General features: G+C 69.2%; 22 protein-coding genes. 16 read left to right on the forward strand and 6 right to left on the reverse strand.

The features are described 5' to 3' along the window. Positions 1-399: 399 nt before the first annotated feature. From U9J66_RS08810 to U9J66_RS08835, 6 genes are read left to right on the forward strand one after another with little or no spacing between them, the layout of a single operon-like run. The gene (locus U9J66_RS08810) at positions 400-1824 is read left to right on the forward strand and encodes a sensor histidine kinase (RefSeq protein ID WP_326337461.1); all 1425 of its coding nucleotides are present in this window, start codon (positions 400-402) and stop codon (positions 1822-1824) included. Next, positions 1825-2235, forward strand: a complete 411-nt coding sequence (locus U9J66_RS08815) for a roadblock/LC7 domain-containing protein (protein ID WP_017533150.1) — start codon at positions 1825-1827, stop codon at positions 2233-2235. It abuts the gene before it with no gap. Further along, positions 2232-2600, forward strand: a complete 369-nt coding sequence (locus U9J66_RS08820; RefSeq protein WP_014911206.1) for a DUF742 domain-containing protein — start codon at positions 2232-2234, stop codon at positions 2598-2600. The genes U9J66_RS08815 and U9J66_RS08820 overlap by 4 nt, the downstream gene beginning before the upstream one ends. A 28-nt stretch (positions 2601-2628) precedes the next feature. Then, positions 2629-3180, forward strand: a complete 552-nt coding sequence (locus U9J66_RS08825) for a GTP-binding protein (RefSeq protein ID WP_326337464.1) — start codon at positions 2629-2631, stop codon at positions 3178-3180. After that, a complete protein-coding gene (locus U9J66_RS08830) occupies positions 3177-4481 on the forward strand; it encodes a cytochrome P450 (protein WP_326337465.1) in 1305 nt (434 codons plus the stop codon). The genes U9J66_RS08825 and U9J66_RS08830 overlap by 4 nt, the downstream gene beginning before the upstream one ends. Then, entirely contained in the window at positions 4472-5719 is a 1248-nt protein-coding gene (locus U9J66_RS08835) for a cytochrome P450 (protein WP_326337466.1), read from the forward strand. Before U9J66_RS08830 ends, U9J66_RS08835 begins: the two co-directional genes overlap by 10 nt. 55 nt (positions 5720-5774) lie before the next feature. On the opposite strand, the gene fdhA is transcribed toward U9J66_RS08835, so the two are convergent. After that, positions 5775-6995 carry a formaldehyde dehydrogenase, glutathione-independent gene (fdhA, locus tag U9J66_RS08840; RefSeq protein ID WP_017533154.1) on the reverse strand — a complete coding sequence of 407 codons (1221 nt, stop codon included), beginning with the start codon at positions 6993-6995 and terminating at the stop codon, positions 5775-5777. Positions 6996-7166: 171 nt separating this feature from the next. Between fdhA and U9J66_RS08845 the strand changes: the two genes are divergently transcribed. Next, positions 7167-7994 carry a class I SAM-dependent methyltransferase gene (locus U9J66_RS08845; RefSeq protein WP_161110761.1) on the forward strand — a complete coding sequence of 276 codons (828 nt, stop codon included), beginning with the start codon at positions 7167-7169 and terminating at the stop codon, positions 7992-7994. 56 nt (positions 7995-8050) lie between these two features. Next, entirely contained in the window at positions 8051-8557 is a 507-nt protein-coding gene (locus tag U9J66_RS08850; protein ID WP_036567643.1) for a GNAT family N-acetyltransferase, read from the forward strand. A 19-nt stretch (positions 8558-8576) separates the two neighbouring features. Here U9J66_RS08850 and U9J66_RS08855 read toward each other — a convergent pair whose 3' ends face one another. Next, entirely contained in the window at positions 8577-8771 is a 195-nt protein-coding gene (locus U9J66_RS08855; RefSeq protein WP_017533157.1) for a DUF1918 domain-containing protein, read from the reverse strand. 128 nt (positions 8772-8899) lie between these two features. Between U9J66_RS08855 and U9J66_RS08860 the strand changes: the two genes are divergently transcribed. The 6 genes from U9J66_RS08860 (at position 8900) to U9J66_RS08885 (ending at position 13612) form a co-directional block, all read left to right on the forward strand. Next, positions 8900-9100 (forward strand): hypothetical protein, encoded by a 201-nt coding sequence (locus tag U9J66_RS08860; protein ID WP_042284494.1) that lies wholly within the window; start codon positions 8900-8902, stop codon positions 9098-9100. Between the two features lie 93 nt (positions 9101-9193). Continuing rightward, positions 9194-9928 (forward strand): DsbA family protein, encoded by a 735-nt coding sequence (locus tag U9J66_RS08865; protein ID WP_161110759.1) that lies wholly within the window; start codon positions 9194-9196, stop codon positions 9926-9928. A gap of 4 nt (positions 9929-9932) precedes the next feature. Beyond that, complete coding sequence (locus tag U9J66_RS08870; RefSeq protein ID WP_326337467.1) at positions 9933-10793, forward strand: cytochrome c biogenesis CcdA family protein; 861 nt, start codon at positions 9933-9935, stop codon at positions 10791-10793. A 487-nt stretch (positions 10794-11280) separates the two neighbouring features. After that, positions 11281-12495: an amidohydrolase gene (locus U9J66_RS08875; protein ID WP_326337468.1), complete on the forward strand. Its 1215-nt coding sequence runs from the start codon at positions 11281-11283 to the stop codon at positions 12493-12495. A gap of 245 nt (positions 12496-12740) precedes the next feature. Then, positions 12741-13304, forward strand: a complete 564-nt coding sequence (locus U9J66_RS08880) for a hypothetical protein (RefSeq protein ID WP_161110756.1) — start codon at positions 12741-12743, stop codon at positions 13302-13304. 32 nt (positions 13305-13336) lie between these two features. Next, positions 13337-13612 (forward strand): hypothetical protein, encoded by a 276-nt coding sequence (locus tag U9J66_RS08885; RefSeq protein ID WP_014911228.1) that lies wholly within the window; start codon positions 13337-13339, stop codon positions 13610-13612. Positions 13613-13709: 97 nt separating this feature from the next. On the opposite strand, the gene U9J66_RS08890 is transcribed toward U9J66_RS08885, so the two are convergent. The 4 genes from U9J66_RS08890 to U9J66_RS08905 all read right to left on the reverse strand — a co-directional run bounded on the left by U9J66_RS08890 (position 13710) and on the right by U9J66_RS08905 (position 18467). After that, entirely contained in the window at positions 13710-14870 is a 1161-nt protein-coding gene (locus U9J66_RS08890) for an ABC transporter permease (protein WP_014911772.1), read from the reverse strand. Next, on the reverse strand, positions 14867-16033 hold the full coding sequence (locus tag U9J66_RS08895; RefSeq protein WP_014911055.1) for an ABC transporter permease: 1167 nt from the start codon (positions 16031-16033) through the stop codon (positions 14867-14869). Before U9J66_RS08895 ends, U9J66_RS08890 begins: the two co-directional genes overlap by 4 nt. 11 nt (positions 16034-16044) lie before the next feature. Further along, positions 16045-16980, reverse strand: coding sequence for an ABC transporter ATP-binding protein (locus U9J66_RS08900; protein WP_036567616.1), 936 nt, complete (start codon positions 16978-16980; stop codon positions 16045-16047). Positions 16981-17198: 218 nt separating this feature from the next. Beyond that, on the reverse strand, positions 17199-18467 hold the full coding sequence (locus tag U9J66_RS08905) for an activator-dependent family glycosyltransferase (RefSeq protein WP_326337471.1): 1269 nt from the start codon (positions 18465-18467) through the stop codon (positions 17199-17201). Positions 18468-18846: 379 nt separating this feature from the next. Between U9J66_RS08905 and U9J66_RS08910 the strand changes: the two genes are divergently transcribed. Continuing rightward, entirely contained in the window at positions 18847-20166 is a 1320-nt protein-coding gene (locus U9J66_RS08910) for an activator-dependent family glycosyltransferase (protein ID WP_326337473.1), read from the forward strand. Positions 20167-20341: 175 nt separating this feature from the next. After that, positions 20342-21322 carry a Gfo/Idh/MocA family protein gene (locus U9J66_RS08915; RefSeq protein ID WP_234305966.1) on the forward strand — a complete coding sequence of 327 codons (981 nt, stop codon included), beginning with the start codon at positions 20342-20344 and terminating at the stop codon, positions 21320-21322. The last annotated feature ends 8 nt before the right edge of the window (positions 21323-21330 follow it).

Raw genomic sequence — 21330 nt, forward strand, 5'->3', positions numbered from 1 at the left:
GGCGGTGTCGATTCTTCTTGAACAAGACGAATCAGACTTTCCTATCGCGGGCTCGGAGAGCCTCGCCAAGAATTTTCAGGAAGTTCCACTGCGCTCATGAGCAGTATGGGACTGCTGTGAACAGTGAGAATGCCGTCCCGCGTTGGGGGAACAAGGGTTGAAAACGCCCTCGGGAGATCCTTCTCCCGTTTGAGGTGGTCTCCACGGTGGCAAAATGACCAGCCGTAGGCGTCCTCGCCCGGGAATCACCCCTGATCGACCGCACCGACCCCTTCCCGCCCCTCCGCCCGGACCCTTCCCCGCCCCGGACCGACGCCCCAGGGTCCTTCGACGTCCTCCCCCGGCCGGTCCTCGACGTGAAACGACCAGCGCATGTTGTTGACAGACACAACGGTTCCAGTGGAACCCGACCCCGCACAGATCTGGACGTGGGTTCTGGCGGTGAGCACCCTCGTGCTCTCGGTCGTGGCGGTCCGCTCGCTCCTTCGTGAACGCCGGGCCCGTCGGGAGGCCGCGGAGGCGGCGCTCCGCGACGAGCGGCTGATCCAGGAGGCGCGTTCGGTCGCCGCCCACGCCGAGGCGCGGGCCGACCGGTTGCGGGCGGAGCTGTCCCGACGCGACAACGTCGGCAAGGTCGTGACCGAGGACGTGTTCCCCCTGGTGACCAAGCGGATCCGGGAGGGCGCCTCGGCCCAGACGGTCATGGCCGAGCTCGACGGCTCGGAGGGCACCGACCCGCTCGCCCGACCTCTCATCGAGTCGGTCACCGACACCCTCTGGCGGGGGCACCAGCAGCGTCGGCGGCTTCTCAGCGTGGTCAAGGGCTGCGCGGCCCGAGCCCGTGCCGGGGTCTCCCAGCTCCGCGCCGACGTGCAGGAACGTAGCGGCCGTTATTGGAGGACCCTCGACTCCCACGGCACGGGGGAGCAGGTGCGCGAGGACTTCATGGTGATGGAGGCCGGTCTCTCCCGTCTGGAGATGCTCATCCAGCGTCTGCTCACCGTGGCCGAGGCCGACCGGATCGGCCGTAACTGGACCCAGCCTCTGCGCATCGAGCGTCTGGTGCGCGCGGCGGTCGGCAGTGTCCCCGAGTTCGCCCGGGTCCAGATGCACATGCCCAACACCCCGATCGTGGTCGAGGGGCGGGCCGTCAACTCGATCATCCAGATCCTGGCCGAACTGGTCGACAACGCCACCTCCTTCTCCGCGCCCTCCGAGGCCGTGGTGGTGCACTTCGAGAACACCGCGATGCGGCTCGGCGTGCACATCGACGACAGCGGCCTGGCCATGACCGAGGAGCAGCTCGCCGAGGTGCGCCGTCGCCTCGACCCGAACCGTCCTCCGGACATCGCCGAACTGTCCGCCAACCAGCTCGGTCTGCTCGTGGTCCGCAGGGCCGCCGACCCGCTGGACATCCGGGTGGACCTCTCCCCGTCGCCGCGCGGCGGCACGAGGGCGACCGTGTGGATCCCGCGCAAGGGTCTGCTGCGCACCGATGAGGCGGCCGTGGGGGCGAGCGCCCCGGCCCTCTCGACGGGCACCCTCACCGCGGTGCCCTCGTCCAGGGTCCCGACCCCCGTCGGCGCCCCGCTCGCCGCGCTCCAGGACTCGTCACTCCCCGCCGACGACGCCGAGGACGACGAGGAACGCCCCCGATACCTGCCCAGACGACGTCGTGGCGCGACCCTCCCCGAGGAGACGGCCGCCCCCAGAACCGTCGAGCCGCCGAAGGACCGCGCGGCCACCAGTCTTCGCATCGCCCAGTGGCACGCCCACACACGGCCGACCTCGAAACCCGTCGCAGAGAATCGTGAGGACTCCTGAATGCAGACCAACCTGACCTGGCTCATGGACAAACTGCGCGAGCTGCCCGGGGTGCGCCACGTGCTCCTGCTGTCCACCGACGGTCTGGTCCGTTCCGCCGACAGCACTCTGGAGCGTGACGAGGCCGACGGTCTGGCCGCCTCCGCCTGTGGGCTTCTCGCCACGGGCGGGCAGGTCAACGCGGTGTTCGGCATCGAGGACCCGGTCCGCACCGTCGCGGTGGATCTGGACCCGCACCACCTGCTGGTGATGGGCGCCGGTTCGGGGTCGGCCCTGGCGGTGCTCGCCGACCTGTCGAGCCCCTCGGCCGACCTGGGAGTGGTCGCCACGGAGATGGGACGTCTGGTGGAACGTCTTCCCGAACAGCTCGCCACGCCCAGCCGTCACGTCGACGAGGCGGGGGCCCCGTGATAGATCCCGACGTGCCCGACGGCCTGTTCATGGTGGTCGGTGGGCGCAGCGGCACCACACTTCGGCTGGATCCCTTCGCCCTGGTGGTGACCGAACGCGCCGACACCTCGGGGTTGTCCCTGGAACAGGCCGACATCGTGCGGATCTGTGACCGTCCGATCGCCCCGGCCGAGCTCGGCGCGCGGCTGGGGATCCCGTTGGGGGCGGTCACGATCCTGCTGGCAGACCTCGTCGACCAGGGGTACATCGCGATCCGTTCCGCCGACCGTCCCGCGAAGCGCGCGGCGTCGGGGTTCGCGTCCCCGGCCGATGACCGTCGACTCTTGGAGAAACTGCGTGTTGGGCTCATCAACCTCCCCGTATGAACCGTTGGCGCCGTCCGCGACGATCTCGATGAAGATCCTCGTCACCGGTGGTTTCGGCGTGGGCAAGACCACGTTGGTGGGGTCGATCAGCGAGATCACGCCGCTGACCACCGAGGCCGAGATGACCCAGGCGGGTGCCGGAGTGGACGAAGGGCTGGAACTCCGGCCGGACAAGACGACCACCACGGTCGCCTTCGACTTCGGTCGGATCAGCATCGACGAGCAGATCGTCCTCTACCTGTTCGGCGCACCGGGGCAGAAGCGTTTCCACGCCCTGTGGGAACGCCTCTGCGAGGGTGCCGTGGGCGCGATCGTGCTCGTCGACACCCGTGACGTGGAGGGGTCGTTCGCCGCGTTGGACCGGGTCGAACGGGCCGGTCTGCCCTACCTCGTCGCGCACAACCCCTTCGGGGACGAGGCCGAGCGTTGGAGTCTGGAGGAGATCCGCGCCAGCCTGGACATCGACGCCGGTACGCCGTTGCTGCGCTGCGACGCCCGCGACCCGGGGCAGGTGCGCACGACCCTGGCCGAGCTGGTCGCGCACCGGCAACGTCTGCTGGAACAGGAGCCGGTGGGATGAGCGCCCCCGACACCGAGGTCGAACGTCCGGAGGTCTCGATCCCCCTGCCGGAGACGCATCGGGACGCGATGCGGCTGGGTGACGAGGGCTATCGACGCGACTCGCCCGCCCTGTTCGCCGAGCTGCGTCGCCGACACGGGCCGGTGGCGCCCGTCCTGTTGGCCTGGGACGTGCCGGCCTGGCTGGTGATGGGCTACTCCGAGCTGCTCCAGGTCACCTCCGATCCCGACCTGTTCGCGCGTTCCTTCCGCCGCTGGAACCTGTTCGACGATCTGCCCCCCGAGTGGCCGATGTGGCCGTTGATCGGTGGCGGGTTCGCGTCGGAGGCGATGCTGTACACGGAAGGGGAGGAACACCGGCGCCGTTCGGTGGTGTTCGCCGAGGCGCTCTCCCGGATCGACCAGTGGGAGTTCGAGGAGTTCTGTCAGCGGGCCTCGCACCGGCTGATCGAGGAGTTCGCCCAGGACGGCGAGGTCGAGCTGATCTCCGCCTACGCCCAACGACTGCCCGTGCTGGCGTTGGGCTGGATGGTGGGCGTCCCCGAGGAGTACCACGACGACCTGGTCACCGGCTTCCTCCAGCTCATGGGTGCGGGCGGCGACCCCATCGAGGGGATGGCGCGGGTCGGCGCCATCTGTGATCGGCTCGCCGAGCGCGCCATGAAGGAGCCCGGCCCCTACGTCGCCTCCCACCTGGCGCACAGCGGGCTCGGGCTCACCCACGAGCAGCTCAGCGCGGACATCTTCATCACCATCATCGCCGGGCACCAGACTTGCGCGGGCTGGATCGGCAACACCATCAGGCTGATGTTGACCGACCAGACCCACACCAACGCCCTCACCCGCGGCCGACGTTCGGTGACCGAGGCCGCCCGCGAGGTCCTCAAGGACGACACCCCGACGCAGATCTTCGCGGGACGGTGGGCGGCCCGGACGACCCAGCTGGCCGGGACCACCATCCAGGGTGGGGACATGGTGCTGCTGGGGCTGGCCGCCTCCCACCAGGACCCGCTGTTCCGGCCGCCCGGCCGTCCCAGGGAACGGCACCACAGCCGCGCCTACCTGTCGTTCTCGCACGGCCCCCACGGATGTCCCCACATGGCCCGGGCCATGGCCGAGATCATCACGGTCGGTGGGATCGAGACCCTGCTCACCCACCTGCCCGACCTGCATCTGGCCGTTCCCGCGGACCGGTTGCGCTGGCAGCCCCAGGTCCTCATAAGGGCCCTGGAGACGCTTCCGGTCACCTTCACCCCGCCCACCATCTCCACCGACCCCCTGGGAGACTCACTGTGGCTCTGACCCTGTCCGGACCGATCCACCACCTCGATCCCCTCAGTCCGAACCTGCACGAGGACGCCGCGAGGATGCGCGCGCACGGTCCGATCGTCCCGGTCGAACTGCCCGGCGGCGTGGTGATGTGGGCGGTCACCGGTGACGAGGCCGGACGTAACGTCCTCAAGGACTCCGACCGTTTCGCCAAGAGCCCCTCGTACTGGAAGGCGCTCCAGAACGGCGAGCTCCCGAAGGACTGGCCGTTGTTGAGCCTGGCGGCCCCCGCCGGCAACGCCATCACCGTCGTCGACGGCCCCGAGCACCGGAAACTGCGCCGCCCCCTGTCCCAGGCCTTGACCGCCCGCCGGGTCGAGGCGCTCACCCCGGTGATCGCCGCCCTGGTGGAGCGGCTCCTGGACGACCTGGAGCGGGCCGCCGACAAGGCCGAGGACGGCGTGGTCGACTTCCGCTCGCTGTTCGCCTGGCCGCTGCCGATGGGCGTCATCGGCCACCTGCTCGGAGTCGACGAGGCCGACCACGACGAACTGGGCCGGCTGTACACCGCCCTGTTCGACGACACCCTGGGCGACGGGCGCGACGCCGAACTGAGCCTGCACTCCTGGCTCGACGAGCACGTGTCCCGGCTGGAGCGCGAGCCCGGCGACGACATGATCAGCGCGATGCTCGCCCTGCCCCCCGAGGACCGGCTTCCCCGCGAGGACCTGGTCGTGACCATGTACGTGGTGCTGGCGGCCGGCCACGAGACCACCACACACCTGCTGGTCAACGCCGTGCGCGCGCTCAGTACCCGGCCCGAACAGCGCGACCTCCTGCTGTCCGGCGAGGTCCCGTGGGAGAACCTGGTGGAGGAGACGATGCGCTGGGACTCGCCCACCGCCAACTTCTTCACCCGTTTCGCCACCGAGGACATCGACGGCGCCGACGTCCACCCCGCCGCCGAGGGCGTGCGCATCGCCGAGGGCGACCCGGTGTTCATCTCCTACATCTCGATGGGGCGCGACCCCGAGCGCTACGGTCCGACCGCGGGCGCCTTCGACGTCCGTCGCGGTGAGACGCACACGAGCTTCGGCTACGGCGCGCACTTCTGCATCGGCTCGCCCCTGGCCCGCCTGGAGGGCCGGATCGCGCTGGAGCGGATCTTCTCCCGCCGGCCCGACCTGGAGGTCGTGGGCGACGTGCCGCGCTCCCCGTCGATCGTGGTCAACTCGCACACCCGTCTCGACGTGCGGCTGCGGCCCGCCTGATCCGCACTTCGGATGAGCCGCCCCACCACCGTGGGGCGGCTCTCCATCCGCCCGCTCAGCCGGTGCCGAGGTAGCCGTTGGGGTCGAGCACGTACTTGCTCGCCGCCCCCTGATCGAAGGACCGGTAGCCCTCCGGGGCCTCCTCCAACGGGATCGCCACCGCGTTGACCGCCTCCGCGATGCGCACACGGTCGTTGAGGATCGCCATCATCAACTGCCGGTGGTACTTCATCACCGGGCACTGGCCCGTGTAGAAGGCGTGCGACTTCGACCAGCCCAGCCCGAAGCGGATCGACAGTGATCCCACCTTGGCGGCCTCGTCCACCGCGCGCGGGTCGCCGGTCACGTAGAGACCGGGGATACCGATGGCCCCACCGGCCTTGGTGACCTTCATGGCGTCGTTCAGGACGCTCGCCGGAGCCTCCTGCCCGGCCTTCTCTCCGGAGCCGTGCGCCTCGAAGCCGACCGCGTCCACCGCGTGGTCCACCACCGGGGTGCCCAGGATCTCCGCGATCAGGTCTCCGGGGTCCCCCTGGGAGATGTTCACCGTCTCGCAGCCGAACCGGCGCGCCTGGGCCAGCCTCTCCTCGTTGAGGTCGCCGACGATGACCACGGCCGCTCCCAACAACCGAGCGGAGGCGGCCGCCGCCAGGCCGACGGGGCCCGCGCCCGCCACGTACACGGTCGACCCCACGCCCACCCCGGCGCTCACACAGCCGTGGAAACCGGTGGGGAAGATGTCGGAGAGCATGGTCAGGTCCATGATCTTCTCCATGGCCCGATCCCGATCGGGGAACCTCAGCAGGTTCCAGTCGGCGTAGGGCACCAGCGCGTACTTCGCCTGGCCGCCGACCCAGCCGCCCATGTCCACGTAGCCGTAGGCCGAGCCGGGGCGGTCGGGGTTGACGTTCAGACAGATCTCGGTGCGCCGCGCCTTGCAGTTCGTACATCGCCCGCAGGAGATGTTGAACGGTACCGAGACCAGGTCGCCGACCTTCACGAACTCGACGTCCGGGCCGGTCTCGACCACCTCGCCGGTGATCTCGTGGCCCAGCACCAGTCCCTCCGGCGCGGTGGTGCGCCCGCGGACCATGTGCTGGTCGCTGCCGCAGATGTTGGTCGCGACGACCTTCAGGATCGCGCCGTGCGGGACCTTGCGCCCCACGTTGGCGGGGTTGACCCCAGGGCCGTCCTTGAGTTCGAACTCCGGATAGGAGATGTCCTGGACCTCGACCCGACCGGGGCCCTGGTAGACCACTCCTCTGTTGCCGGTCATCTTCCTTCCCACCTCTCTGCCGTCGGGCGGCGAGGATCGTCCTTCGTGGAACGCCCTGTTCGGAGGGCGTCCTCCTGTCGTTTCCGCTGGAAGAGGCGGTTAACCGGAGCGGGTCGAGGACCGGCGGAAAAGAGGTGGATACGGCCCGTCCGCGCTTGGTAGCTTGCCGGCATGTACACACCCACCCCGGACGACTGGCTCTCCATCAACCGCGCCAACTGGGACGAGCGGGTCCCCCTGCACGTCGCGAGCGACTTCTACGATCTGGACGGCTTCCGTGCCGGTGAGGACGCCCTGCGCGACTTCGAACGCGCCGAGGTCGGCGACGTCACCGGGAAGACCCTGCTGCACCTCCAGTGCCACATCGGCATGGACACCCTCTCCTGGGCCAGGCACGGGGCATCACGCGTCGTGGGACTCGACTTCTCCGGACCCGCCGTGGAGGTCGCCCGAGGTCTGGCCGCCGAACTCGGTCTGCCCGAGGAGCGGGCGGCCTTCGTGCACGCCGACGTGCACGACGCGGCCGAGGCCGTACCGGAGCGGGGGTACGACATCGTCTACACGGGGGTCGGCGCCCTGTGCTGGCTGCCCGACATCCGACGGTGGGCCCGGACCGCCGCGTCGCTGGTCGCCCCCGGCGGGTTCCTGTACCTGGCGGAGTTCCACCCGCTCACCGACATCCTCGACGACGAGACCGGCTCGCGGATCGTGGACGACTACTTCGCCCGACAGGCCTGGGTGCAGGAGTCCGCCGGTACGTACGCGGACCTGGAGGCCAGGACCGAGAACAACCGCAACGTGCAGTGGCAGCATCCGATCGGCGAGGTGGTCTCCGCTCTGGCCGCCGAGGGGCTGCGTCTGGAGTTCCTCCACGAGCACGACGTCTCGCTGTTCCCGCGCTTCTCCTCCTTCGAGAGGTCGGCGGACGGGTACTACCGCTTCCCGGAGGGTCGGCCCCGGGTGCCCCTCATGTACTCTCTGCGCGCGAGCAGGACGTAGTCCGCGCGAGGGAAAACGCGTTGACGGTCGTTCGCGCGGGCGGCAGTGTGGCGCCCATGAGTATGCGATTTCCCCTGGTGGGAGAACGGATCCGGATCAGGCCCTTCGTGCCCGAGGATCGAGACGCCGCCCACGAGGTCTACGGCGACCCCGAGGTGATGCGTTACGTCGCCTACGGCAAGGCGGCCTCTCCCGAGGAGACCGCCGTGATGGTGGCCGACTACATCCGTCATCAGGAGGAGCACGGCTACGCCTTCTGGGCGGTGGAGGAGATCGCCACGGGCCGGCTCATCGGCGACGCCGGTTTCGAGGCCCGCGAGGTGGGCGCCGAGTTCGGCTACACCCTGGCACGCGACCGATGGGGGAGGGGCCTGGCCACCGAGGCGGGCCGCCTGTGCGTGGCGGCGGCCTTCGACGAGCTGTCCCTTCCCCTGCTCACGGGGGTGGTGGACCCGGCCAACCCCGCTTCGGCGCGGGTCCTGGAGAAGCTGGGCTTCACCCCGGTGGGCGAGCGCGAGGCCTACGGGCGCCCGCACCGGGAGTACCTGCTCCGGGCCCCCTGAGTCGCCGGGGCCGGCCCGGTCAGTCCTCGGGCTCCCGGGGCCGGACCACGGTCTCGGGGCCCGGGTAGATGAGCCGTTCCTCACCATCGGGGAAGCGCACCAGGTAGGGCGGCCCGTCGTCGGCCCCGCGCACCTCGATGATCTCGGCCTCGTGCCCTCCCTCGACGCTGGTCACCCCGTGGGTGAGCAGACGGTCTCCGATGGACGCTCGCATGTGACCCTCCCGTGTCGACGGCCGGCCTCCCCGGACCGGTCACAGTCGGGGTGGTACCCGGAGCGGGATCCGGACGAACCCGCACCACCCGGATCCACCTGGGGGAACGGCCCACCTAGGATGTTCGGGTGAACAAGGTCGCCCCGGTCATCGCGTTCGTCGCCTTCATGCTCGTCTTCGCCCTCACCAGATCCCCGGTCCGGGACTTCCTGGAGTCCTGGGTGGAACTGGAGGGCGTCGTCCTCGGGCTGGCGTCGCTGGTCTCCTCCGGTGCTCTGGCCGCGCTCGTGGCCGGTGCCATCCTGTACGCCACCCGACTCTTCGAATAGCCCTCCCTCCCCCGGGAACGGGTGCGTCGAAGACGCCTCCGGGGTGCGTAGAGTGGCCTCTGTCCGGCACGCAGACGGGGGGACGACGCAGGCATGCCGAAGGATGGCGGGAAAAAGGGGATCTCCCCACTGCTTCTGGGGGGTGCGGTCCTCACCGCCCTCGTCATCGCGGTGGTCGTGGGGATCAGGCTCGAAGGCGGCGACGCCGACGAGGAGTCGCCGACCGAGATCGCCTCGACGGTGGACCACATCGACCCCGAACAGCGGGAGTGGGGTCAGGCCCTGGCCCGTCGCGACGCCGACGACCCCATGGCGCTCGGAGAGGCCGACGCCCCCGTGGTGTTGGTCGCCTACTCCGACTTCGCCTGCCCCTACTGCGCCAAGTGGGCCCAGGAGACCCAGCCCGAACTGGTCGAACGCTACGTCGAGTCGGGCGATCTGCGGATCGAATGGCGCGAGTTCCCCTACCTGGGCGAGTTGTCGCAGACCCTGTCGGTGGGCGCGGTCGCCGCCGGCGAGCAGGAGGCGTTCTGGGAGTACCAGGAGGCGGTCTTCGAGCGTCAGGAGGAGATCAAGTCCTCCGACGACCCCGACGGGATCCTCGACGAGATCGTCGAGGAGCTGGGCTTGGACGCCGACCGCTTCCATGAGGCCATGGAGGCGGACCGGAGCGGGATCGCGGTGGGCCACGACTTCGTCGAGGGGCAGCAGATCGGCGTGAGCGCCACCCCGGCCTTCATCGTCAACGGTGATCCCATCATGGGCGCACTGCCGCTGGACGTGTTCGTGCGCAGCGTCGACACCGCGCTCGCCGTCGCCGAGGAGTGACCGCGTGGACATCGGGTTCGTCGCCGCGCTGCTCGGTGGCCTGCTGGCCCTGCTCAGCCCGTGCAGCGCCATGCTGTTGCCGTCGTTCTTCGCCTACGCCTTCCGGGACTCGGGGCGGCTGCTCCTTCGCACCGGCGTCTTCTACGCGGGGCTGTGCCTGACGCTGGTGCCGCTCGGCGCGGGCTCGGCGATGGTGAGCACCCTCTTCTACGGCCACCGCGACCTGCTCATCATGGTCGCGGGCGGTCTGATCATCGCCTTCGGTGTCGCCCAGGTCCTCGGCCTCGGGTTCACCTGGGGCGTCCTCGCGCGGGCGCAGGGCCGTTTCGCGAGCGGTCGGGGGAACCTCTCCGTGCTGGGGCTCGGCGCGGTCTACGGGCTCGCCGGGTTCTGTTCCGGTCCGATCCTGGGCGCGGTGCTCACGGTCGCGGCCACCGGCACCCCGGTCAGGGGCATGCTGCTCATGGCCGCCTACGGGGCGGGGATGGCACTGCCGCTGCTCCTGCTCGCCTCGCTCTGGGACCGCTATGAACTGGGCCGACGCTCCTGGCTGCGGGGGCGCACCGTGCGGATCGGGCCGCTGGCCACCCACACGACGGCCCTGCTCTCGGGTGCGCTCTTCATCGCGGTCGGGGTCCTGTTCGTGGCCTCCGACGGCACCGCGTCCTTCCCTCCGCCCGGGGCGGAGTGGGCGGCCGATGTCACCTACCGTGCCCAGGAGGCGCTCTCCCGGCTGGGGAGGGTCACCGATCTCATCGCTCTGGTCGCCTTGTCCGGCACGGTCTCCCTCGTGGTGGCGGGGAGCCTTCTCGCCGGCCGACGGGCCCGTCGCGAGGAGGACGAGGAGCCCGAACGGGTGGAGTAGGGCGTGGTGAAGCCAGAGGTCACAGGGGTCTCTGTGACAGGAGTGACCTGAGAGCGACACCCTGCGTGGCCGTGTTCGGCCAAAAACCCTCGGCCGCCGGGAATCAGGCGCTCCGATGCGTAACATCTCTTTTCCACGAAGGGTCGGGAGGGCGAATCCTCACCCTCCGTGGCGGTGGATCGACCGAAGGTGCCCGGTCCGGTCGATGTGGCGGGTCGGGAAGAGACCCGCGTGGACGTGTACGGGCGCGTCCACGTCACAGGGCGTCCGGGCGGGCGTGTCGGGTCCGCCCGGACGCCCCCACCGCGTCCGGTCCCTCTCGAGAGGAATCGGACGAGCGGAACCCGGGTCCACCGGGGCGGTGGCGCCATCGGGTGTGGAGCGGATGTTCTCGGGCCCGGGAAACGCCTGGGGGGAGGGGTTCGCGGGCGAAGGGGGAGAGGCCGTCGGCCCCTGCCGGGAGGCGGTCTGCGTTAGGTTGCCCGCCATGGATATCGCTATCACCTCCGGATACGTCGTGCCCGTCGTGGGAGACCCCATCGAGGGCGGGACGGTCCTCATCTCGGACGGGCGGATCACCGCGGTGGGCGCCGCCGACGAGGTCACCGTGCCCGAGGGCGTCGAGGTCGTCGACGCCGCCGGCAAGTGGGTCCTGCCCGGCTTCATCGAGGCCCACGGCCACGTCGGTATCTGTGAGCAGACGATCGGCCTGGCGGGTAACGACACCAATGAGATGACCGACCCCAACGGTGCCCGTATGCGGGCGATCGACGGCATCAACCCCGCCGACCAGGGTTTCGTCGACGCCCTCTCGGGTGGTGTCACCAGCTCCGTGATCAAGCCCGGTTCGGGCAACCCCATCGGCGGGCGGACCGTCGCCATCAAGATGTGGGGCCGGAGCGTGGAGGACCGGCTGCTCAAGGAGCCGGCCAGCGTCAAGAGCGCCCTGGGCGAGAACCCCAAGCGCGTCTACGGAAGTATGGACCGGCTGCCGTCCACGCGTCAGGGTGTGGCCGCGGTCATCCGTGACGCCTTCACCAAGGCGCAGGACTACAAGGCCAAGCGCGACCACGCCCGGAGCGAGGGGACCCCCTTCGACCGGGACAACACGCTGGAGACCCTCGTCCAGGTACTCGACGGCGATGTCCCCTGGTGTCAGCACGTGCACCGCGCCGACGACATGCACACCGCTATGCGGCTGGCCGACGAGTTCGGCTACCGGCTCATCATCAACCACTGCACCGAGGGCCACCTGTTGGCGGACGAGATCGCCGCACGCGAGATCCCGGTCATCACCGGGCCGTTGATGATCAGCCGCTCCAAGGTCGAGGTCGGCAACCGTACTCTGGCCGGTCCCGGGATCCTGGACCGGGCGGGCGTCAAGGTCGCCCTGACCACCGACGCCCCGGTCATCCCCATCGAATACCTCGTCTACCAGGCGATCCTGTGCGTCAAGGAGGGCATGGACCGCGACTCCGCGATCCGCGCGCTCACGATCAACCCCGCCGAGATCATGGGCCTGGACGACCGTGTGGGCTCGTTGAAGCCGGGGCTGGACGCCGACGTGGTGGTCTGGTCGGGCGATCCGCTCGACATCATGAGCCGTGCTCTGCGGGTGTTCGTCGGCGGCCGTGAGGTGTACACCTACGACGAGGAACGACGTGAGGGCGTGATGGCGGACCCGTACTACCGGGAGGGTTGATCCCGGAGACGGCGGTGCAGGTCATGGGGGTGTCCCCATGGTCGACGCCCCGGGCCGGCCCGTCACCCCGGTCGTGTCCTCGCCGAACGTCGCGAATATGGGATATGACCGGGGCGGCGATATGTGGGATAACATCTCGACGCGCTGCGCACCGTAGGTGCTGTTCAGTGCCGTCCCGCCGGCGAGACGGTCGGGAAAACGTTACCCCGTGACAAGAACCGAAAATGAATCGAGGTGCGCTCCCGATGTCCTCTCCCCAGCTCGCGAGCCGTAGGGTCATGCTTCGTCCGACTCGTTTCGAGAACCGTGAAGAGATAATCGAGGTTCTCGATGGATCGGGTCTGGAGGATGTGAGGGGCGCCGGCGTCTTCCTCGGTTCCCTGCCGGAGGATCTCGGTACTCTCGATGCCGCCTTCTTGGTCGAAGAGAGGTCCCAGGGCTCCACGGTCGGTGTGTGCGCCGTCTTCGGTGTCGATTCCGATGAGAAGTCCGCGCAGGTCAGCATCCTCGTGGAGGATGGCTCTCCCATCCTGGGAGTGGGGGTGGAGACCTATGTGTTCTTCATCGGACACGTCTTCTCCGAATGGGACGTGAATAATATTCACTTCTGGTCCACGGAAGAGCTCGTCGGAATGATCCCCGTCGGTCAGGCGGTGATCAGCGAGTCCAGGGGTGCGGACGAGGAGCGGGACGGTGAATCCGCGAATCGCGCCAGGGCGTTCACCATCGAGCGAGAAGTATGGGAAATCCAGAGCCACCGATTTCGGAGCTGGATCATGCGCGGACCACAGAAGAGTCGGGCTTCGTAAGCCGTCGGCTCTGTCAGAAAGGGCGGATATTCATGGCCGCAATCGACCGGAACGAATTGCTCTCCCAGATCAGGGTGCAGGCCTACACCATCCTGATGTTCACCACCACCGAACCACAGATGGATCTCCCCGAGCCCAAGAGCATGAAGGACCTCGACTCCTTCTCCATCGTCCAGTTGCTCCTCGCCCTCGAGGACATCTACGACGTGATGCTCCTTGAGGAGATCACCTCGTTCCGCGGCGAGACCTTCGAGGACCTGGCCACCTTCATCACCGAACGGGTCTCCACCGGCGCGGCCGAGGTGTGACCGTCGGAGGCGGAGGAACCGCCTGGGGCGACCGCGGTGACGGCGGGCTCCCACGGACACGACCGAGAGTCGTTCCGCGGGGGCCCGCCGTTCCATGTCAGCGGGTGAGGACCCACTTCATCCGCCAGGCTCCGAGCCCGAAGAGCACGACCGCGAACCCGCACAGGGCCCCCAACTGGGGCAGGATGTCGAGGATCCCGCCGCCGTGCCTGATGAGTTCGCTGAAGGCCTCGTACCCCCAGGCGTGCGGGGTGGCGTAGGCCGCCGTTCGGGACGGTCCGGAGAGCGCCTCCAACGGCACCATCGTTCCGCCGGCACCGGCGGCCCCGAGGCCCACGACCAGGGCCGCGGCCAGAGCGCCGCCCTCACTGCGACACAGCGAGCCGATGAGCATGGCGGTACCCGCGCCGACGAGGCAGAAGGCCGCCACCACCGCCGAGATCGCGAGGGGGTCTCCCCACACCACCCCGAACAGCAGGGAGGAACCGACCAGGATGATGAGGGCCTGGGAGATCGTGACCACGAACCGGCCCAGCGCCTCCCCCGCGATCAGGGTCCTCAGGGGCGTCGGCGTGGAGTACATCCGACGGCTGAGCCCCTTCTGCCGCATCTCCACGACCCCGATCGCCGTGGTCAGGGAGATGACGAAGGTGAACAGCAACAGCAGGGGAGGGGCTGCGAGACCGTACTGGCCGACGTCCTGGGGGAAGACGGCCTCTCCGGTGGTGACCGTCTCCACCTCGATGCCGGGGGGATCGGCCTCCTCGGAACGCCGCAGGTTCTCGTCGAACCCCTCGTCGCCGTTCTCGGAGGCGAACTGGGCCGCGCCGATCACCGACGCCTCCTGCGAGGCGATCGAACTCGCCCAGGTCCGGAGAGGGTAGGAGCTCCAGTCGTCGGGGCGGGTCACGAACCCGATCTCGACGGTCCCACCGTCGCGCAGGGTCTCGTCGTAGTCCTCGGGGATGACCAGACCCCCGTTGATCCGCCCCTGTTCGATCCGGTCGCGCAGCTGCTCGTAGTCGCCCAGACGCTCGATGGGAAAGCGTCCGCTCTCCTCCAGCTCGTCGGCCAGGCGTTCGGCGAGGGGCTGGTCCTGGCCGTTCACCACGAGTCCGAGCCGTTGCTGGTCCCCGCCGTAGGACATCCCCATCATGAAGACCATGATCAGGGGGAGGAGCAACATGAAGAAGATGTTGCCCCGGTCCCGGAACGTTCGACGCAGGTTGAGTGCCGTGATGGCCAGCGTCTTGCTCATGCGTGCAGCATCCTTCCCATGCGGTTCAGCGCCACCGCGACGCCGGCCACGCCCATGGCCGACAGGACGCCGATCGGGAGGAGCAGGGACACGGCTCCGCCGCCCGCCGTCAGGTCCGTCAGACCTCGCAGGAACCAGTAGTGCGGGGTGACGTAGGTCAGGGCGGCCCAGGGGCCCAGATTGGCCAGGGGGAACAGGGCTCCGCCCATCAGCCCGAGCAGGAGGGCCACGACCGTCGACCAGTTGGTCGCCTGTTCGGAGTTGTCGGCGAACCCGGCCACCGCGGACACGATTCCGACCGCCGCCAGGACGGCCGCGACGGTCAGGGCGGCGACCCCGAGCGGATCACCCCATCGGGCGCCGAAGGTGAGGGTGGACACGGTGATGACCAGGCCCATGCTGACCAGCCCGAAGAGGAGCGTGCTCGCCAACCTGGCCATGAGGATCGTGAAGGTGCCGATCGGCGCCGCGGCCAACCGGACCAGGGTCCCGGTGCGGCGGTCCTCGAAGAGACTGACCACACCCGGCATCGCGGCGAAGAACAGGAAGAAGACCGCCGCGCCCGCCGCGTAGTAGGTGGAGGAATCGAGCTGTCGCCGGTCCACGTCGGTGTCCTCGACGACCCTGACAGCGGTGGGGTGTCCGGCGGCCTGCTCGGTGAGCGCGGCCTCCTCCTCGGAGGAGGGATCGGTCGTCAGTACGGCGAGCTGCACGCGGTGGTGCTCGGACGCGAAGGCCTCCGCGATGCCGACCGCCACCTCGACCTCCTCGGGGGAGTCGACGTCGCCGATCACACGGATCTCGGCGGACTCGTCGTTCCGCAGGGCCTCGGTGAACCCCTCGGGGATGACGAAGGCCGCGGAGACGTCCCCGGAATCCACCGCCTCGTTCGCATCGTCCTCCGAGGAGAGGGTCGTGAGTTCCACGATCCCCTCCTCTTCGAGGGATTCCAGGACCTCGTCCACGAAAAGCGAGGAGAGTTCACCGCCGTCGAGGTCGGAAACACCGTAGTGCGCGGTGAATTCCGTTTCGGGATCGCCGCCCAGAAGCATGTTCAGGAGAAAGGCGAGACCGAGGGGCAGCACGATGGCGAAGACCAGAAGGGTGCCGTCTTTGAGACGTTGGCGCAGGTCCTTGAGGACCAGGGTGAAGAAGGCGCTCATGGGTTCTTTCCTCATTCCCGCAGGGCCTTGCCGGTGAGGTGCAGGAAGACCGCCTCCAGGTCCGGTTCCTGTACCTCCACCGAGCGCAGAACGGCCTCGCTCGCGGTGACGACCTCCAGGATCCTCGCGATCACCGATCGCGCGTCCTTCAGGAGCAGGCGGACCTCGGAGCCCTCCACGCTGACCTCCCGGACCTCGGAGAGTTCCTTCAGAGCTCGGACCGCCCGGTCCTTGCCGCCGCCCAGCGAGAGGACGATGGTGTCGTCCTCACCGACCTGGGAGATCAGTTCCCGCTGGGTCCCCTCGGCCTGGATCCGGCCGGAGTCGATGATGCCGACCCGGTCGCAGAGCCGCTCCGCCTCTTCCATGTAGTGGGTCGTGTAGAGGACGGACACGCCGTCGGCGGCCTGGCGTTGGATGCTCTCCAGGATCGCGTTCCGGCTCTGGGCGTCGACGCCGACGGCGGGCTCGTCGAGGATGAGGAGTCGGGGTCGGTTGAGCATGCCCACCCCGATGTTGAGACGTCTGGACATGCCGCCGGAGAACGTGGAGACGTTCTCCTTCGCGCGGTCGGTGAGATCGATGATCTCCAGGATCTCGCCGCATCTGCTGCGTGCCTTCGCCCCCGAGAGGCCGTAGAGGCGGGCGAAGAACATGAGGTTGTCCCAGGCGTTGAGGTCCGGGTACAGGGCCAGTTCCTGGGGGACGAAACCGATCTGTCCCTTGGTCGCCGCGTTACTCACACCGTGTTCCTGTCCGTCGATACGGACGGAACCGGAGTCGGCCTTGAGCACGCCGGCGATGATCGAGATCGTCGTGCTCTTGCCCGCGCCGTTGGGGCCCAGGAGACCGTAGGTCTCTCCTTTGTCGATATGGAAACCGACCTCGGCGACCGCTGTGTTCGAGCCGTAGCTCTTGGAGAGCTTCTCGACTTCTAGCAATGCCACGGTGACGTTCTCACCTTTCTCTTGTTCGACATCGTCGGATGATCGGCCACCGGTGTTCCGTAACACGGTCGGCGAATACGGCTGAGACGTTTCTGGGAACGGTCGTTCACCTTGGCCGATGCGCAGTGAACCACAAAGAGACGGGGGGAGAAGGCGGGCGCGGATCGCGACCATGCGTGAGCGGGCGATACGTATCCGTTCCGGTGAGGGCCGTGCTCTCAACGGGAGGGGGAGGCGGCGATCCGTTCCAGTTCCGCGGTCATGGCGGCGGGGGTGGGCCGGTCCAGCATCTGTTCGCGCAGCAGTGTCGCCCGTTCGGCGAGAGCGGGTTCGGTCAGGACTCGTTCGGACGCCCGCAGGATCTCGTCCGGGTCCGGTTCCACCACCAGACCGGCGCCCTGGCCCTGGATCAGTCGGGCGAGCATCGGTTCGTCGAAGGTCGGCCGGGGCACGAACAGTTGGGGCAGACCGTGCACGAGTCCGGTCCAGACGGTCCCCGTCCCCCCGTGGTTGATGGTGGCGGTGCTGGTCGCGGCCAGAGCGTGCAACGGCACGTAGTCCACCAACCGCACGTTCGAAGGAACCGTGCCCAGGTCCTGTCGGGCCTTGAGCGGGACGGTGGCCACCACCTCGGCGTCCACCTGACCCAACGCCTCCAACACCTCGCCCAACGGCAACGTGTACCCACCGAACCGGTCCGTCGCGCTGGTCCCCAACGTCAAACACAGACGCCGACCCTCGGGCCGTTCACGCAGCCAGTCCGGCACCACCGCGCGACCGTTGTAGGGAACGAACCGCATCCCCAGATACCGCACCCCCAACCGGCCATCGACCGGTATCCGCAACACGTCCGGGACCTGATCGATGGTGGCCTGACCCACCACCAGTTCCTCGTCGAAGCCAACCCCGTACCGGGCCGCCAACCCCGACAACCACTCACCCAACGGATCCTCACGGACCTCGGGGACCTGCTCCTCCATCCGCCTCAGGAACAACCCCCGGACTCTGGCCAGGGTGTCCACGCCCCAGATGTAACGGACGTGCGCGGCCCCGGCGGCGCGCGCGGCGACCGGGGCACAGAAGGTGATGGGGTCCCACACCACGAGGTCGGGTTTCCAGGTGTGGCACAGGTCCACGAGGTCGTCGGCCATGGAGTCGTTGACCATCCGCCACCAGTGCGGGACCACCCGGCGGTAGCCCTCGATCAGGTAGTCCCAGGTCACCTCGTGTTCGGGGGCGTCGGCCATCCCGAAGGGCGGGGTGTCCTTCTCCAGGACGCCGAGCAGGGAGTAGGCGCGCATCATGCGCCAGAAACCGTGGTCCCGGCCGACCGGGGCGAAGGGCAGCCCGGCGGCGGAGACCGCACCGGCCAGCTCCGGCTGGCTGGCCACCACCACCTCGTGCCCCGCCGACCTCAACGCCCACGCCAACGGGACCAGGTTGAGCAGATCGGTCCGTTCCGCGATCGTCGCGACGACCACCCGCATCGCTGCACCCCTCTCTGAGAACGGGCCCGTTTCGACGTCGTGCCCGCGTCGCCACACCCGCGGTGGCGCGGGGGAGGGGCAGAGTATCCGGGCATCGGTCGGGCGGCCAGGCGCCGTCGGCCCTTGGTGGTGGGGCCGGACGCCCGGCGCGGCCGGGAGGCCCAGAGCACGTGTGATGCCCCATGGGCACCAGGATTCACATGAGCAACAGAGGGCGACGGAGATGGGCCTCAGCGCCCGAGGTGGTCGTCGAAACCCGGTGAAGCGGTCTTTCCGGTATTCCTTGTCCAGCGCCCGGGCGGCTGTCGCGTACGTCCTTCGGACGGCGGAGCATCACCGTCCGGGGGTACCCGTGTACGGAGGCTGAGGAGGGGCGCAGATGCGCGTGCTGGTGACCACGGCGGCCGAGAAACCGCACTTCCTGGGTCTGGTCCCGTTGGCGTGGGCGTTGAGGTCGGCGGGGCACGAGGTGGTGGTGGCCAGCCAGCCGGAGCTGGCCGGTGCGGTCTCCGCCGCCGGGCTGCCCTTCGCCCCGGTCGGCCGGGACCACGGTTTCTGGCGCATGATGCGCGCCTACTCCCTGCTCGGCGTCCTGGAGAAGGACACCCCGCCCTTCGGGATGGCCGACGCCCCCGAACACGAGGTGACCTGGGACTACCTGATCGAGGGCTACCGCCGGGTGGTCCCGCACTGGTGGCGGATGGTCAACGACTCCATGGCCGACGACCTCGTGGACCTGTGCCGCACCTGGAAACCCGACCTGGTCGTCTGGGGGTCGGTGAGTTTCGCCGGCGCGGTGGCGGCGCGCGCCTGTGGAGCGGCGCACGTCCGTTACATCTGGGGCGCCGACATCTTCGCGCGGATGCGGGGGCTGTTCCTGGAGCGGTCGGCCGAGAGACCCGTTCACTCCCGTGAGGATCCGTTGGGTGAGTGGTTGTCGGGGTTGGCGGCCCGGTACGGGGTTGGCTTCGACGAGGAACTGGTGGTGGGTCAGGCCACCATCGATCAGGTTCCGGACGTGTTGCGGATACCGGTCGATGGCCGGTTGGGGGTGCGGTATCTGGGGATGCGGTTCGTTCCCTACAACGGTCGCGCGGTGGTGCCGGACTGGCTGCGTGAGCGTCCTGAGGGTCGGCGTCTGTGTTTGACGTTGGGGACCAGCGCGACGGACCGGTTCGGTGGGTACACGTTGCCGTTGGGCGAGGTGTTGGAGGCGTTGGGTCAGGTGGACGCCGAGGTGGTGGCCACCGTCCCGCTCAAGGCCCGACAGGACCTGGGCACGGTTCCTTCGAACGTGCGGTTGGTGGACTACGTGCCGTTGCACGCTCTGGCCGCGACCAGCACCGCCACCATCAACCACGGAGGCTGGGGGAGCGTGCTCACCGGCCTCGCCGCGGGGCTCCCCCAGGCCATCCTGGCCAGCTGGTTCGACAACCCCATGCTCGCGCGTCGGTTGAGCGCGCTGGGCGCGGCGTTGGACGTGCCGGTCGCGCGGGCCACCCCCGAACTCCTCGCCGACAGCGCGCGGCGCGTCCTCGAGGACGAGGAACTGGGTCGCGGCGCCCGCCGGATCGCGGCGGGGATCCGTTCCCGGCCCGCACCCGGGGAGCTCACCGTCGAACTGGAACGGTTGGCCGCGCGAAGGGGGTCCGTACGGGCGGGGGCCGCCACCGGAGCCCCGCGCCCCTCCGAGCGATGAGGGAGGCGGGGACGGTCTCCGTCGGCGATCTCCGTGCGGTTCGAGGATGGTGTACTGGGCCGGAGACGGAGTACACGGCGGCCGGCGCGGAAGGCTCCGGCCGAGGCCGGGTCGACGTGGGGGCGGAGTGGGAACGGTTCGTCGGGATCATCGGGATCACTGGAGTGTGAAGGCCGTGAGGGGCAGGGAGAGCACCGTACGACTGGGCGTTCTGGGGTGTGCCGACATCGCCTGGCGGCGGGTGCTCCCCGCCGCCGTCGACAACCCGCGTACGGAACTGGTGGCCATCGCCAGCCGTGACCCCGAGAAGGCGCGCAGGTTCGCGGAACGGTTCGACTGCGACGCGGTGACCGGGTACGAGCGCCTTCTGGAGAGGGAGGACCTCGACGCGGTCTACATCCCCCTCCCGGTGGCCCTGCGCAGGGAGTGGGTGGCACGGGCGCTCACCCGCGACCTGCACGTCCTCTCGGAGAAGCCGTTGACCACCGACCACGCCGGCGCCGCCGAACTGGTCGACCTCGCCAAGAGCCGGGGCAGGGTCCTGCGGGAGAACTTCGGGTTCCTCCACCACTCCCAGCAGAGCCGGGTGGGGGAGATGCTGGACTCCGGCGCGATCGGTCGGGTCTGCTCCGTCGACAGCGAGTTCGGGGTGCCCCGGCGCCCCGACCACGACATTCGTTACGACCCGACTCTCGGCGGGGGAGCCCTGCTGGACGTGGGGGTCTACCCCTTGCGTCTCGCGCAGTACTTCCTGGGCACGGAACTCCGGGTACGGGGCGCCGTACTGCGCCACGACCCCGATCGTGGGGTGGACGTCGGCGGCTCGGTCCTGTTGGCGGACGCCCACGGGGCCTCCGCCCGGCTCGCCTTCGGTATCGGCGTCCAGTACCGGAACTCCTACGCGATCTGGGGCACCGGCGGAACCCTCTCGGTGGACCGCGCGTTCACGCCGCCCGCGGAGATGCGACCGGTGTTGCGGCTGCGTGAGGGACAGGGGGAGGAGACCATCGAGGTGGAGGCCGATCACCAGTTCGCCAACGTCCTCGGTGACTTCGCGACGGCGATCGAGTTCGGAGAGCGGCCGGGTGTGCCCGAGACGATCCTCGACCTGGCGCGGTTGTTGGACGGGGTGCGTCGGGCGGCGGGGGAGCCCTGAGCGGCCCG

Origin of the sequence: Nocardiopsis sp. LDBS1602 (assembly GCF_035818715.1) — a bacterium.
Lineage (GTDB): Bacteria > Actinomycetota > Actinomycetes > Streptosporangiales > Streptosporangiaceae > Nocardiopsis > Nocardiopsis alba.